This is a genomic window from Streptomyces sp. NPDC050636 (genome assembly GCF_040654775.1).
GTDB lineage: Bacteria > Actinomycetota > Actinomycetes > Streptomycetales > Streptomycetaceae > Streptomyces.
Genome location: NZ_JBFAIP010000022.1, coordinates 12,591 through 26,995, shown reverse-complemented (window position 1 = coordinate 26,995; position 14,405 = coordinate 12,591). Strand labels below are relative to the sequence as shown.

Below are 14,405 nucleotides of genomic sequence, written 5' to 3'. Positions count from 1 at the left end.
CTGAAAACTACGGCCGCCGCGCCGGTCCGATCAGGGCCCCGGAAGAGAACTCCTGTCGGCCGACTCGTGAGTAAGGGGAACGCAGAACGATCAGGCAGTTCACCAGGTGAACGGCAGGGAATCCCAGGACCACTTGGGAGAAACACCGGATCGTCTGCGGCCGGGGCCGGCGCCCTCTCCGCTGACCTCTGTCCTTCAGGGGAAGCCGCGCGTAGATTTCAGATTTCGACGTCGTGATCACTACGGGGGGGGGAAGACGTGGACTGGGGGACTCTTGTCGCGACGGTCAGCGGTGGCTCCATTGCCATCTCTGGCACCGTTCTGGCTGACTACCTGCGGAATCGCCACGAAGATGACCGCGGACTGGGAGCGCGGCGGCGGGCGGTGTACATCGAGTTCATCACCGCCGCCGGCGTGTGCCACGCGCGGTTGCGGCAGATCGCCCAAGCCCCCGGCGCCGAAGCCGACCTGGACACCGCCAGCCGCGCGGCACTGAGCGATGCCGGGATCTACGAAGTGCGCGAACGGCTGTTCATCGACGCGACCACCGCCGTCGCCAGCGCCGGGCAGGCGATGTTCGAGCAGCTCCGCGCTCTTCAACACGCGGTTGCAGCAGGCGCTTCGCTGACATCATCCGCCTTCCATGACGCCTACCACCCGTACATCGGCACTGTCTGGGCCTATCGGCTCGCAGTGCGCAATGAGCTGGACGGCCGGTCTCTCTCGCCCGAGGCTTTCGGCTGGGGCGAGTGGGACGGCAAGGACCGATGCCCGATGTGCCAAGGGGCGGTCGCCACGGGAGTGTGAACGATGGGCTCCCGGCTGCGGCCCCGGCCCCCTCAGCCCCGGTCGCAGGTGTGGCATCCCCGTCCCGCCTGCGGCCGCCGTGTACGGCAACGACAGCGCTCAACTCACCATCTGCGTACGCCCGTCAGGGCTGACCCGCCTCATGTGTCAGTCCCTGTGAGTAAGGTCCATGACCATGGAACTACGGGGACGCACTGTTGTGCTGTACGGGGATTTCCACTCCATCGGGAAGGACGTGGCGCTACGCCGGCTGGAGGCGCTCGGCGCCCGGGTGGCGGACACGGTGACCGATCGGACGGACCTCATTTTTCTCGCCTTCGGTGAACGGTGTCCCATACCCCGCACCGAAGCGATGCTCCGCACACCGCAATTCGACGAGGAGGCGCTGCTGGGCATGCTGGGCATGCTGGAACGCGCGGAGGACACCGCCTCCGATGCCGCGGACACCCAGCCGCCGTTCCTGTCACCGACCGCCCTCGTCTCCGCAGCCGGGTCCGATGCGCTGCGTGCCCTTCTGGACGGCGCCGACTGGTCCGCCTTCACCCCGAACCGCGATCTGCCGACGCTGCGTGCCCGCCTCACCGATCTGGAGCGCGACGAGGGCGTGACCGACGCCCACCGTCTGGCCACCCGCCGGCTGCGCGACTCCGGCGAGGCGACGCTGCTCCACCCGTACGGCCATGACGTGGAGATCGTGGGCCACGCACTGAGCCCGGACGGCCGCTACCTCGCCACCGGCAGCTGGGTCGGCGATGACTACCACGCGGGCGGTGTCCTGCAGATCTGGGAGGTCGCCACCGGACGGTGCGTCAACACCGTCCCGCACATCGACGGCGGCGTCGGATGGCCCGACTACGGGCGGACGATCCAGTGGTCCGCCGACTCCACCCGCCTGGCGATGGCCTACTGCACCAACATGGTGGGGGTGTGGAGCCCTGCCGAGGGAGCCATGGGACCGATCGCGACGCTCTATGTGTCGGACGGCAACTCCCGCCCGTCGGAGTTCGCGCTCTCCCCCGACGGGCGGAGCGTCTACTCCCACTGCGGCACGAATGGCGACGGCGGGCTGCAGGGCTGCCTCGTCCCGCTGGACCGCGGCGAATTGGCCTGGCTGCCCAACCACGTGACGACCGACCACCCGTACACCATGGCGCGGCGGCTCCCCGCGGCGGTGCGCGAGAAGTTCGACCGGATCGAGTCGCGCGACGACCCCGACGGCTTCAGGGTCGGGCAGTGGATCGAGCGCCCGGTCTGGTCGCCCGACGGCACCCGCCTGTTCGGTGCCAACGCCATCTGTGTGGACGCCGAGACCCGTCAGGTGCTCTGGTACGCCCACGCCAGGATCGCCCGACCCAGCCCGGACGGCCGCCTCGTCGCCGCCGTCACCGACCGCGGTCTGTTCTTCCGCGACGCGGCCGACGGCCGGATACGGTGCGGCCCGTTCGCGCTCGGCAGGCCCTGCTCGCTGCGCTGGGCCGGGGACACCAACCGGCTGGCCGTCCTGACTCCCGGTTCGGGCACCGCCGCGCCCGCCGTCCACATCTTCGACGACGACCGGCATGTCGGCAGCCTCTCGATTCCGCACCCGGAGTGGCAGGACGACGACAAGTGGAACGGTGACTGCAACGCCTGGGCCTGGGCGCCCGGCGGGGAGCGCGCCGCTTGCCTGACCTCCGAGGGCAGCGTCGAGGTGTGGTCCTTCACCGATCCCGCCCGCGCCCGGCGGCTGCGGGCCGTGCCCGCAGGCGGCGCCGACGCGGTGCACTGGGGCACCGACGACACCCTGGTTCTGGTCGGCAGCACCTGCGTCCGGTTCGTCCAGGCCGAAACCGGCGACGCCCTCGGCGACTTCACCTACCTACGGGTGCCGGAGGGGCCACGCCCCGTGGAGGGCGACGCCGCTGAAGAGTTCACGAGGCAGATCTTCGCCCTCGACGACCGCACCTGGGCCATGACGCTGGAGCCCGACACCGTCATCGCTCCGCCCGGCCGCAACGACGCACTGGACTCCGTCCTCACCTGGTCGGTGGGGCGCCGCCACGCCTGGCCGGTGCGGTGGGGCGAGCTCCAGGTGCTGCCGGACGCCCTGACCGCCGCCGACCTCCTCGACTCCGAGGACGGCGACATACTCCGGGAGTACCGCGAGGACCTGGCGCAGCCGGCGAACTCCGGCGAGCCCGCCCCGTGGCCGCCGCCGAACACCGCGAAGCTGGATGAGCTGTACGAGGCGGCGCACCGCGCCCTCGCCCACCTCGACCAGTACCGCTGGGGATTCGCCAGCGGCCCGTACCTGCGGGCCGCCGCCCGGCTGCGCGCCCGGCACGGCGCGCCGGAGGCCGCGATGGCGCTGGTCGAGGACATACCCGAGCTGGTGGACCGGATCGCCGCGGCGTCCGATGTCGCCGTGCTCCTCGCCCGCGCAGGGCTGACGAACGCGGCCCGCACCGCGTTCGACTGCGCCGAGTCCCTCATCGACGAGGTGACCGGGAAGGAGGTGAACGCCGACACCGCCTCCTCGTTCGGCGCCGCCTGCCACGCACTGGGCGACCCGGGGCGCGCCGAGGACTGGTTCCAACGCGCCCGTACGGCCATCACCGTCGAGCCCAACCCGTGGCAGGACCACCTGGCGGTCCTCCACGCGATGCTGGAGTGCGGACGCGAGGACCTGGCCCGCGACATCTTGGCGGATCGGCACAGCCACCCGCCGGCCGGCTACACCTCGGAGCCGGAGTGGCTGGTGTACCTGGTGCGCGGTGGCCGGATCGATCTGGCCCGCGAGTTCCAGCGGCTACCCGGTTGGGAGGTCCCCTACGAGGTGCTGACGGCGCTCGCCGAGGCCGGACGGCCCGACCTGCTGGAGGGGTGGGGTGAGCACAACTGGGCGGTCGGTGAGGAGCTCGTCGAGCGGGCCCGCCGGGCCTCCATGGTCGGTACCCCGCCGGTCCGGCCGCTGACGCCGACCGACCGGGACATCGAGGAGTTGGCCAAGGGCTACGCCGAGATACAGCACACTCCGCATGCCCAGCGACAGCGGCCCATCGAGTTGCTGATCCAGCGCGCCGCCGAGTGCGGGCATCTCTCCGCCGTGCTCGACCTGCTGAAACTGGTACCGCTCAGCGACGACTTCAACGACCGCCCGAGCGCCGCGTTCAGCGCGCTGTGGCTCGCCCTCACCGGGTTCAACCGCCCGCCGTGGTGACCGGCGGTGGGGCGGCCGGGTGAGGCCGCCCCACCCCACCAGCGAAGACACTCGGGGAGGCCGACCAGTCGGTCTAGTCACCACGCCCACTTGCGATCTCTGGGGGGAGACTGGATCCGACCAGCCCTGATGGCAACGACCATGGCCGCAGCCGCCTTTGGAGTGCTGAGTAGCAGATGACCAGCAATTCCGCCGATGCACCGACTCCCCCACCGCCGGGCGGTACCGGCAACGGGCCCGCCGTCTCCCGCCAGGAGTTCGACGCGCTGTTCGAGGCGGTCCGTACGTGGGGCCGCTGGGCTGACGCCGACCGCGGTGCCTGGAACCGGGTGACTCCGGGGCACGTACGGCGGGCCACCGCCCTGGTCCAGTCCGGAACGGTCGTCCCGTTGGCGCGCCCCTGGGACACGGCAGCCGGCCCGGACAACAGCAAACCCGCCTTGCACTACATGTCCGACCTCGGTGACGTCGAGGCTCCCGAACCCTCCACGCACAAGGACTTCATCGCCGTCGACTACCACGCCAAGGCCGTCAGCCATCTGGACGCACTGGCTCACATCGCCTACCGCGGGCAGCTCTACGACGGCCGCACAGCGCGCGAGCTCGTCGACGCCGGAGGTGCCCGCTTCGGTGCCGTATCAGCGCTTGGCCCGCTCGTGACCAAAGGCGTGCTCCTCGACCTGCCCACCGTTCTCGGGGGCACCTGGCTGGAACCCGGACGGGCGGTGCACGCCGAGGACATCGTTGCTGCGGAGAAGGCACTCGACGTGACGATCGGCGAGGGCGACGCGGTGCTGCTACGGTCCGGCAGCTTCCGCCGCCGCCGGGAACTGGGCGCCTGGGACCCCGACGCGGCGAGCGCCGGCTTCCACGTGGACGCCATGCCGCTACTGGCCGAGCGCGGCATCGCCCTGCTCGGCGGCGACGGCGACAGCGACGTACGGCCCTCGCCGGTCGACGGCCTGCATTCTCCGGTCCACGCGCTCGCCATCGCCGCGATGGGAGTGCCGCTCCTGGACAACCTCGACCTCGAAGCGCTCTCCGCCGCCGGCGCCGAGACGGGGCGTTACGAGTTCCTACTCCTTGTCGCTCCCCTGAACATCCCTGGCGGCACAGGCTCGCCCGTCAATCCGATCGCGGTGCTGTGACGGCCGGCCGGGCCACCCGCCCCTGGGTGAGAGCGCGATAAGTCCAGGTCACAGCCATTCCGGGAGCCGAACACCCGCAGGCCTCGCGGCACCGCCCGTGACCAGTACCGCTAAATCGACAAAGCCCTACAATTGGATCAAACAGTACAGCTGCCCGACATTCGGGTGGCCATAGCGGCGCGCGCTGATATGGGAAGTGGTTCGGATGGGGCTCGTGGGAGAGGACATCAGCCCCGTACGTGCCCGTGAGCGGTTCCTTCGCGAGGGGACGGTCGAGGGAGCCGTGCGAAGCCCGATCCTGAGTTCGTGGCAGCGTTCCCGATCCCTGGGGCTCTCACCGGAAGGATGCGAGCTCCCCTTCTCGCAGGATCTCGACCTGAACGGCCGGCTCGTCCACGCCGCCGGACCCGTGCTGGACCGACTGCAGGCCCGGTTCGCGGGCAGAAACATGAATGTGTCCCTTGCCGACGGACACGGCGCAGTGCTGCAACGCCGCTTTGGCGAAGCCTCGCTCGTCAGAAATCTGGCCCCGATCCAGAGTGTCCCGGGCTTCGTGTTCGCCGAGCGGTTCGGCGGGACCAACGGCATCGGTCTGGCACTCGCGGAACGGCAGCTGATCAACGTTTACGGCGCGGAACACTTCGCCGAACGCTCCCAGTCAAGTGCATGCTGCGCAATTCCCATCCGGGACCCGCTCAGCGGCCGCATAGAAGGCGTCCTCTGCTTCGGCTTTCCGCTCACCGATGCGGATATGGCGCTGAACACCGTGATCCAAAAGGCAGCCGGCGCCATCGAACGGCGGCTGCTGGAGCAGAGTTCGATGCGGGAGCGCGCCTTGCTCCAGGCGTACCTCGACGCCAGGCGCCGCGCGCCGACCGGCGATCCGTCCGGCAACGGGCAGCCGGGCGAGCTCGCCGAGAGCGGAATGGACTGGCGTGATCAGCTGATCCTCAAGGAGAAGGCCGCCGATCTGATCTCCTCGGCCCAGCGAGCCGCCGTCGAGGTAGCGCTGCCCAGTGGCCGGCGGGTCACTCTGGTGAGCCGGCCGGTCACAAGTCCCTCGGGGGTGGAGGGCCTGGTCATCGAAGCGGTCCTGCCCGCATGGCATCAGCGCCTCGCCGTCCCCACCGAAGCCGGCACCTCGCCCGGCGCCCTGGCCCAGCAGGTCCTCGCCCCCACCGTCCCGCCGCCGGTCCCGCTGCCCGGGCCCCTTCCCGACACCGTACTCAGCCGGGCGGCCACGACGGCCCGCGCGCCCGGCAGGCCCGGCACACCCCCCGAGCCCGGTACCCCCGGCACCACCGAAAGCACCGCCGCCGGTGCGACCAGTGGCCTGGTGCTGGTGGGCGAGCCGGGCGTGGGCAAGTACGCCGTGGCGGCCCGACGCCGCCTGGAGCTGCTGTCCGAGGCCAGCACCCGTATCGGCACCACCCTGGACGTGAGCCGCACGGCCCGGGAACTCGCCGAGATGGCCGTCCCGCGCCTGGCCGACTTCGTCACGATCGACCTTCCCGAGGCGGTACTGCGCGGCGACGAGCCGACCGACCCCCGCACCGACCTCTACCGCACGGTGGTCCACGGCATTCGCGAAGACTGCCCCTTCTACCCTGCCGGTGGACGGGTCGACCTCCGCCCCACCACGCCCCAGCTCCGTTCTCTGGCCAGCAGGCAGCCGGTACTGGAGCCCGACCTCAGGGCTGCCGCAGGCTGGATCGCCCAAGATCCCGCACACGCCCAGCGCCTCCTCGACCACAGCGTCCACTCCCTCATCGCCGTCCCCCTGGTCGCCCGCGGCATCGCGCTGGGCATCGCAAGCTTCTACCGCTCGCGGGACCCCGCCCCCTTCGGGGACGACGACCGTTCGCTGGCCCAGGAACTCGCCACACGGGCTGCCATCTGCATTGACAACGCCCGCCGTTACACCCGCGAACACACCATGGTCCTCGCTCTGCAACGCAGCCTGCTGCCGAGCAGCTTCCCCGAGCAGAGCGCCGTCGAAGTCGCCCACCGCTATATGCCTGCCGAGTCCGGAGTCGGCGGAGACTGGTTCGACGTCATTCCCCTCTCCGGCACCCGCGTCGCCCTCGTCGTCGGGGACGTCGTCGGCCATGGGATGCACGCCGCCGCCACCATGGGCCGGCTGCGCACCGCCGCGCGCAACTTCGCCGAACTGGACCTCCCCCCGGACGAGGTCCTCACACACCTCGACAATCTCGTGGGGCGCCTCGACCGGGACGAGGGCGGTACGGAGCCCTCCACCGGCATCATCGGCGCCACCTGCCTGTACACCATCTACGACCCCACCTCGCAGCAGTGCGTCATGGCCCGAGCCGGCCACCCCCCACCCGCGCTGGTCCGCCCCGACGGCACCGTCTTCTTCCCCGAACTACCCGCCGGCCCACCGCTGGGCCTGGGCGGCCTGCCCTTCGAGACCGCCGAATTCCATCTCCCCGAAGGCAGCCAGATCGTCCTCTACACCGATGGGCTCATCGAAGACCGCCACCGCGACTTCGACACGGCCCTCGAACAGCTACGCCGTGCCGTGGCTCACCCGAACCGCCCACCCGAGGACACCTGTGAGGCAGTTCTGCGGACCGTGGTGCCCCATCACCCCGCCGACGACATCGCACTGCTCGTCGCCCGCACCCACGCCCTGGACCCCCACCGGATCGCCACCTGGGACCTGCCCGCCGATCCGGCGCTCGTCTCCGGTATCCGCGCCGCCGTGACGCACCGCCTGGCCGAATGGGGGCTGGACGATGTCGCCTTCGCCACCGAACTCCTGCTCAGCGAGCTGGTCACCAACGCCATCCGCTATGGCAACGGACCCATCCAGGTACGCCTGCTCTACGACCGCACGCTGATCTGCGAGGTCTCCGACACCAGCAGCACCGCACCGCATCTGCGCCACGCGGCCACCACCGACGAGGGCGGCCGCGGCCTGTTCCTCGTCGCGCAACTCACCCGGGCCTGGGGCACCCGCTACACCGCGAACGGCAAGGTCATCTGGGCCGAATGCGCTCTGGAGGTGCCCGGTGGAATGCCCGGCACCGTCGAGAGTTATTTCGACGACATTCCCGCCATCTAATAGCCCATCCGGCATCAAAGTGAACGGTGGCCGTAGCATGGCGGAAATGCGGTAACCGGTGCCGGTAATGACATCGCGAGACCACATAACACGGCGCAATCACCACCGCTAAACGCTCAGCAGCATTGCCGATTCAGTCGGGAAGTACCAGGCCGACCTGCGGAGAAGTCTGTGCATGACGCTCCTGAATTCCCCCCTCCCCCGCGCCATGGCCCAGAGCCTCTTGTCCGCATACACGGTCTCAGCAAACGGTTCGGCGGCACACTCGCGCTGGACGCGGTCGACCTCGAAATCCACTCCGGCAGCATCCTCGCGCTGCTCGGTCCCAACGGTGCCGGGAAGTCGACCCTCATCAAGGTGCTCGCCGGCGTCCACCACGCGGACGAGGGCGAGGTGACCGTTGCCGGGCACCCGCTCGGCACCGAGGCCGCCTCCCGCACGATGTCCTTCATCCACCAGGACCTGGGGCTGGTCGAGTGGATGACCGTCGCCGAAAACATCGCCCTGGGCACCGGCTATCCACGCCGCGCAGGGCTGGTGTCCTGGCGGATGACCCGCGAGCGGTGCGCCGAGTCGCTGAGCATCGTCGCCGCGCACCTCGATCCGCGCGCTACCCTCGCCGACCTCCCGCGAGCCGAACGCTCTCTGGTGGCCATTGCCCGCGCGCTGTCCACACAAGCCGAACTCATCGTCCTCGACGAGCCGACCGCCAGCCTCCCGGCAGCGGACTGCGCCCGGCTCTTCGACGTACTGCACACCCTGCGCGACCAGGGCCACGCCATCGTCTTCGTCACCCACCGGCTCGACGAGGTGTACAAGGTCGCCGACACCTTCGCCGTCCTGCGCGACGGCCACCTCATCAGCCAGGGCCCGCTCGCCGACCACCGCCCCGCCCAGCTGGTGCACGACATCGTCGGCCACGAACCGGGCGGCTACCGGATCGCCCCCGCCGCGGGCCCAGCCGTCCTGAGCCTCGACGGCGTACGGACCGACAACACGGCGCCGGTCAGCCTGGAACTGCGCACCGGTGAAATCCTCGGCATGGTGGGCCTCACCGGCGCCGGACATATGGAACTGGGCCGCGCCCTCGCCGGCGCCCGGCAGTTCCTCGACGGACGGGCCCTGCTCAACGGCCGGCCGTACCGACCGAGCACGGTCGCGGCCGCCGTCGACGCCGGTGTCGGCTTCGTGACCAGCAACCGTCAGGAGGAGGGCTGCGCCGCCGAACTGACCGTACGGGAGAACTTCCTGGCCAATCCTCGGGCGGGCGGCCTGCCGGTCTCACACTGGATCAGCCCCCGGCGCGAGCGAGCCGAGGCCGCTGCTCTGGTCAAGCGGTTCGCGGTGTACCCCCGGGACAGCGAGGCGCCGATCGCCACCCTGTCCGGGGGGAACCAGCAGAAGGTCATGGTCGGCCGGTGGCTCAGGATGCGTCGAAGCCTGCTGGTCCTCGAAGAGCCGACCGCCGGGGTGGACGTCGGCGCCAAGACGGCGATCTACCGCCTGCTCCAGGGCTCGTTGGCAGAAGGCCTCGCCGTCCTGCTCATCTCCACCGACTTCGAGGAGGTCGCCAACGTGTGCCATCGGGCCCTGGTATTCGTCCGCGGGGCGGTGACAGTGGAGCTGAGCGGCGAAGCCCTCACGGTCGCCGGACTCGCCCGCGCCTCCTCGGCCATGGCCGCTCTCACCGGGAACACGGGATGATGCCCCCCTCCCCCCGCCCCCCGCTGAGCCGCCGGGTCGGGCATCTCATCGGCGCCTACGGCCTGTTGGCCCTCACCGCCCTGCTGTTCCTGACCTTCTCCCTCACTCTGCCGGACACCTTTCCCACCCTGGACAACATCTCCGCGATCCTGTCCAACCAGTCGATCCCCGCCATCCTCGCGCTCGGCGCGATGATCCCCATCGTCACCCGCAAGTTCGACCTGTCCATCGGCTACGGCCTCGGCCTCGCGCACGTCATGACCCTGCAGCTCATCGTCAACTCGGCATGGTCCTGGCCGCTCGCCTGCCTCGCGGTGGTCCTCGGCGGCGCGGTCGTCGGCACCTTCAACGGTGTCGTCGTCGAATTCGCAAAGATCGACTCCTTCATCGCCACCCTCGGCACCGGCAGCATCCTGTACGCCCTCACCGGCTGGATCACCAACGGGGCCCGGATCGTCCCCGGCCCGCACGGCCTGCCGGCCGCGTTCACCGACATCTACGACTCCAGGTTCCTGGGCCTGCCGGTACCCGCCTTCTACGTCCTCGCCCTCACCGCCGTACTGTGGCTGCTCCTGGAGCGGCTGCCCCTCGGCCGGTACCTGTACGTCATCGGCTCCAACCGCCGCGCCGCCGACCTGGTGGGCATCCCCTCCCGACGCTATGTCATCTATGCCTTTGCCGGATCGGGCGTGATCGTCGGCATCGCCGGTGTCCTGCTCGCCGCACAGCAGCGAATCGGCAACCCCAGTGTCGGCCAGGACTACCTGCTGCCCGCTTTCGTCGGTGCGTTGCTCGGCTCCACCGCGATCAAACCCGGCCGCGCGAACGCCCTGGGCACCCTGGTCGCCGTCACCATCCTCGCCATCGGCCTCGCCGGCATCGGCCAGCTCGGCGCCCAGTTCTGGGTCACCCCGCTGTTCAACGGCGCCACCCTGCTCATCGCCGTCGGCATGGCCGGCTACGCCGCTCGCCGACAGCTGCGCCAACAACGGACGGAACCTCCCCGAACTCGCCATGACATGCCCAAAGTCCCCTCGTGACGTGGGCGCGTGTCACCCGCCTGTCGCCCTCTCGGCAAGGAGCACCCGTGCACGTGAACCGCATGACCGCCCTTGGCAGCGCAGTCGCACTGGCAGTGGCGGCCGCTGTCATCGTCGGCTGCGAGCGCGGCACGTCGACCGGCACCGGGTCCTCCTCGGCAGGGCCGGGCAAGACCGGCTGCCCCACCGTCCTGGCCGGCGCCAAGGCGGCCGTTCAGCAGGCCGAGAAGACCACCTCCGCATGGCACGGGCCCGTCGGCGGCCCCACGGCAGTCCCCGGCAAGAAGATCGTCTATGTCGCGCAGACCATGACCAACCCCGGCGTCGCGGGCACCGCCAAGGGCGTGCAGGAAGCTGCGAAAGCCATCGGCTGGAACGTCCGGGTGATCGACGGCGAGGGCACCCCCGCCGGGATCCAAGCGGCATTCAGCCAGGCCATCGCCCTCCGGCCCGCGGGCATCGTCATCGGCGGCTTCGACCCCCATCTGACGTCGCAACAGGTCGCGAAGGCCAACGCGGAACATATCCCGCTCATCGGCTGGCACGCGGTCGACTCCCCCGGCCCGAGCAAGGACCCCGAACTCTTCAGCAACATCACCACCAAGGTCGAGGATGTCGCGAAGATCAGCGCAGACTGGATCATCACGCACTCCGACGGCAAGGCCGGCGTCGTCGTGTTCACCGACGCCTCGATTCCCTTCGCCAGAAACAAGTCCGAGCTGATCAAGAAAGAACTTGCCACCTGCCCCAGCGTGAAGCTGCTGGCAGAGGAGAACATCCCGATCTCGGACACCAGCAGCCGTACTCCCCGGGAAGTCTCCTCGCTCCTCTCCCGCTTCCCGGACGCCTGGACACACTCCGTAGCCATCAACGACGTCTACTTCGCCGACGCCGCCCCGGCCCTGCGCTCAGCAGGCAAGAAAGGCGCCGGGACCCCCTTCAACATCGGCGCGGGCGACGGCGATCCCTCCGCCTTCCAACGCATCAACAGCAAGCAGTTCCAGACAGCCACCGTTCCCGAGCCGCTGACCCAGCAGGGCTGGCAGATCCTCGACGAATTCAACCGCGCATTCTCCGGCAAACCCGCCAGCGGCTACGTCGCCCCCGTACACATCGCCACGGCCGCCAACAGCAAAGGGGCGACCAGTTGGGACCCGCCCGGCTACCGCGCGGCCTACCGGAAGATCTGGGGCAGGTAGGCCCCGGGCTACCCACCTGTCAACAACGTCCGTCAGTTTTAGAGCTGGTCGCCGGCCGGTCGCACCGGCTCCACCTCGGCTGCCGCCCGCCGGTCAAGGTCCGGCGGGCGGCGAGCACCTCGTCTTGGTGTTCCTCGGAGCAGTCCTGAATCGCCGTCAGCAGGCCGGTGAGGCTGTGACCGAGTTCGGTGAGTTCGTATACGGCCTTGGGCGGGATCGTGGGGTAGACGGTGCGGGTGACCAGGCCGTCGTGCTCCAGGGTGCGCAGTGCCTGCGTGAGCATCTTTTGCGTGACCGGGCGACGAGGTGTACGGGCTGGTGCACTTCCCGTGGCGCGGCGGCGGCTACGCAGAGTACGTCACCGCCCCGCCCCGCCATCTGGCACACAAGCCCGCCGCCCTCACACACACCGAGGCCGCGGCAATGCCTATGGCGGCGCTCACCGCCTGGCCACCTGGCCGTACAGGTCGCCAAAGCGCTCGGGGCGTACGTCGTCGGCACCGCGCGGGCGGCGAAGCACGCGTTGGCCTCGGCGTCGAGCCTGACTACGCCTCGTTGGAGAAGCTCAACGCCCTCATCGAGCAGGGGCGGCTGCGGGGTGCACATCGAACGCCGCCTGCCGCTGACGGAGGTGGCCGAGGCTCACCGCCTGATCGAGAGCGGGCGAGTGAAGGGAAAGATCGTCCTCGTTCCCTGACGACCTCGTGCGCGGTTGACGGCGAGGCGCCGAGCACTTCAGTGGGACTCGGTGTCCACAGGATCGCCACCAACGCAGACACAATCAGTGACATAATGGTCACACAATGGCCGGACCGGAGTCCGGACCGGAGTAGCGCCGTGAGCCGGTTGATCCCGGGATGCTGCGGGATCTCTGTCCGCCCGGTGGGGGCGGAAGCGCGCGTTGTCAGCGGAGGGGCGGGGGCCGAATGCGGCAGGCGGGTGTGCTCGACGTCGGGTGCCACAGTGCTCTGCTCACTGTGGTGCGGTGGCGAACTGGTGCGGTGCTGGAACCTGTCTTCTCTCACAAGGTGCGGCTGAGACTGCACGAGACCCTCGACCGGAAGGGACGAGTGGGCAAGGCCGGGGTCAAGAGCGTGCAACGGGCGGTGGCCGAGGCGATCACTGCGGGTCCGCACCTTCGTCTGCCGGAGGTGTTCGCGTTCGCCACCTCCGTTATCCGGGATGCTCCCAATCGCGATGAGGTCATCGCGCGGGTGGCCCGGACCACCGGCACGCGGCTGCGGGTGCTGCCGGGCGACGAGGAGGCGCGGCTGGCCTATGCAGCGGCCCGCCAGTGGACGGGCTCCACGGCAGGCCCCTTGTTGGTCCTGGACATCGGCGGCGGCACGGTGGAGATCGCCTCGGGGACGGGCGACCAGCCCACCATCGTGCGCTCGCTGCCGCTGGGCGCCCGCAGGATCACCCGGGAATGGCTGCCCGGCGACACCGCCTCCTCCAGACGGCGCCTGGCCGAGGTCCGGCGGCATCTGCGGCACTCGCTGAGTGTGGCCCCCGGCGTGCCGCAGGCGAAGCCGGGCGACCGTGTTCTCGCCTGCTCAAAAACCTTCGAGCAGCTCGCACGGCTCGCCGGCGCCTCACTGAACACACCACGGCGAACGAGACACCGACTGACCCTGCCTCAACTGCGAGCGGCGATTCGCCTGCTGGCGGACGTCGGCCCGGATCGTCGTGCCGCCCTGCCGGGTATCTCCCGGCACCGCGCCGAGCAGTCCCTGGCGGGAGCTTTGGTGGCGGAGAGCCTCATGGAGGCTTGCGGTGTGGAAAGTGTCGAGATCTGCCCCTGGTCCACCAGGGAGGGGCTCCTGCTCGAACGCCTCGGCGTGATCGGCACCGGATCTCATCGCCGCCGACGCGCCGGGTGATCCGCCTGGAACGGCTTCTGCGCACAGCCCATGCCCAGATGCGGCTGTCTCGCTCGCAGTTCAGCGCTGATGCTGCCGGGGTTGTCCGGCCGGCTATGGGCGGGCATACCGGGTCCAGCGCACTGGCATGCCCCGGCCAACTCGTGCAGCCCGGCCGCGTCGCCGGAGATCGGTGTCCACGGCGGCCGGCCTGACCGAGGAATCCCTGGCAACGTGCGCCCGCCGGCGTCAGGCTGTGGGCTGCGCCCCTGCACCTGGCAGTGCATCCATGGCGCCCGGCCAGGACCGCTGGTCCGCGGGGCATGGGCGGTCAAGCCATCACGGCGTCCAATGCCGC

The 14,405-nt window shown here is 70.1% G+C and carries 9 protein-coding genes and 1 pseudogene; 9 read left to right on the top strand and 1 reads right to left on the bottom strand.

Annotated elements, in window-relative coordinates; translation table 11 throughout:
* The first annotated feature begins 258 nt into the window (after positions 1 to 258).
* The 7 genes from AB0I10_RS18595 to AB0I10_RS18565 all read left to right on the top strand — a co-directional run bounded on the left by AB0I10_RS18595 (position 259) and on the right by AB0I10_RS18565 (position 12,185).
* Positions 259 to 807 (top strand): CchlQ, encoded by a 549-nt coding sequence (locus tag AB0I10_RS18595; RefSeq protein ID WP_363153557.1) that lies wholly within the window; start codon positions 259 to 261, stop codon positions 805 to 807.
* Positions 808 to 982: 175 nt separating this feature from the next.
* Positions 983 to 4,006: a hypothetical protein gene (locus AB0I10_RS18590; RefSeq protein WP_363153556.1), complete on the top strand. Its 3,024-nt coding sequence runs from the start codon at positions 983 to 985 to the stop codon at positions 4,004 to 4,006.
* 176 nt (positions 4,007 to 4,182) lie between these two features.
* A complete protein-coding gene (locus AB0I10_RS18585; protein ID WP_363153555.1) occupies positions 4,183 to 5,154 on the top strand; it encodes a cyclase family protein in 972 nt (323 codons plus the stop codon).
* 205 nt (positions 5,155 to 5,359) lie between these two features.
* Positions 5,360 to 8,242, top strand: coding sequence for a SpoIIE family protein phosphatase (locus AB0I10_RS18580; protein ID WP_363153554.1), 2,883 nt, complete (start codon positions 5,360 to 5,362; stop codon positions 8,240 to 8,242).
* Positions 8,243 to 8,413: 171 nt separating this feature from the next.
* A complete protein-coding gene (locus tag AB0I10_RS18575; protein WP_363153552.1) occupies positions 8,414 to 9,946 on the top strand; it encodes a sugar ABC transporter ATP-binding protein in 1,533 nt (510 codons plus the stop codon).
* Complete coding sequence (locus tag AB0I10_RS18570) at positions 9,946 to 10,986, top strand: ABC transporter permease (protein ID WP_363153622.1); 1,041 nt, start codon at positions 9,946 to 9,948, stop codon at positions 10,984 to 10,986. Before AB0I10_RS18575 ends, AB0I10_RS18570 begins: the two co-directional genes overlap by 1 nt.
* A gap of 62 nt (positions 10,987 to 11,048) precedes the next feature.
* Positions 11,049 to 12,185: a substrate-binding domain-containing protein gene (locus AB0I10_RS18565; RefSeq protein ID WP_363153621.1), complete on the top strand. Its 1,137-nt coding sequence runs from the start codon at positions 11,049 to 11,051 to the stop codon at positions 12,183 to 12,185.
* 19 nt (positions 12,186 to 12,204) lie between these two features.
* Here the strand turns inward: AB0I10_RS18565 and AB0I10_RS18560 are convergent, their stop codons facing one another.
* Positions 12,205 to 12,468 (bottom strand): helix-turn-helix domain-containing protein, encoded by a 264-nt coding sequence (locus AB0I10_RS18560; RefSeq protein WP_363153551.1) that lies wholly within the window; start codon positions 12,466 to 12,468, stop codon positions 12,205 to 12,207.
* An 11-nt stretch (positions 12,469 to 12,479) separates the two neighbouring features.
* On the opposite strand from AB0I10_RS18560, the pseudogene AB0I10_RS18555 reads away from it, so the two are divergent.
* Together AB0I10_RS18555 and AB0I10_RS18550 are read left to right on the top strand one after the other, a co-directional pair.
* Positions 12,480 to 12,882: pseudogene (locus tag AB0I10_RS18555) on the top strand (zinc-binding dehydrogenase); the annotation flags it as partial.
* A gap of 229 nt (positions 12,883 to 13,111) precedes the next feature.
* Positions 13,112 to 14,068 (top strand): hypothetical protein, encoded by a 957-nt coding sequence (locus tag AB0I10_RS18550; RefSeq protein ID WP_363153550.1) that lies wholly within the window; start codon positions 13,112 to 13,114, stop codon positions 14,066 to 14,068.
* Positions 14,069 to 14,405 lie beyond the last annotated feature (337 nt).

Coding starts and splice junctions, on each gene's coding strand:
- AB0I10_RS18590 (WP_363153556.1), top strand. CDS start 983: ATGGAACTACGGGGACGCACTGTTGTGCTGTACGGGGATTTCCACTCC.
- AB0I10_RS18585 (WP_363153555.1), top strand. CDS start 4,183: ATGACCAGCAATTCCGCCGATGCACCGACTCCCCCACCGCCGGGCGGT.
- AB0I10_RS18580 (WP_363153554.1), top strand. CDS start 5,360: ATGGGGCTCGTGGGAGAGGACATCAGCCCCGTACGTGCCCGTGAGCGG.
- AB0I10_RS18570 (WP_363153622.1), top strand. CDS start 9,946: ATGCCCCCCTCCCCCCGCCCCCCGCTGAGCCGCCGGGTCGGGCATCTC.
- AB0I10_RS18565 (WP_363153621.1), top strand. CDS start 11,049: ATGACCGCCCTTGGCAGCGCAGTCGCACTGGCAGTGGCGGCCGCTGTC.
- AB0I10_RS18560 (WP_363153551.1), bottom strand. CDS start 12,468: ATGCTCACGCAGGCACTGCGCACCCTGGAGCACGACGGCCTGGTCACC.
- AB0I10_RS18550 (WP_363153550.1), top strand. CDS start 13,112: ATGCGGCAGGCGGGTGTGCTCGACGTCGGGTGCCACAGTGCTCTGCTC.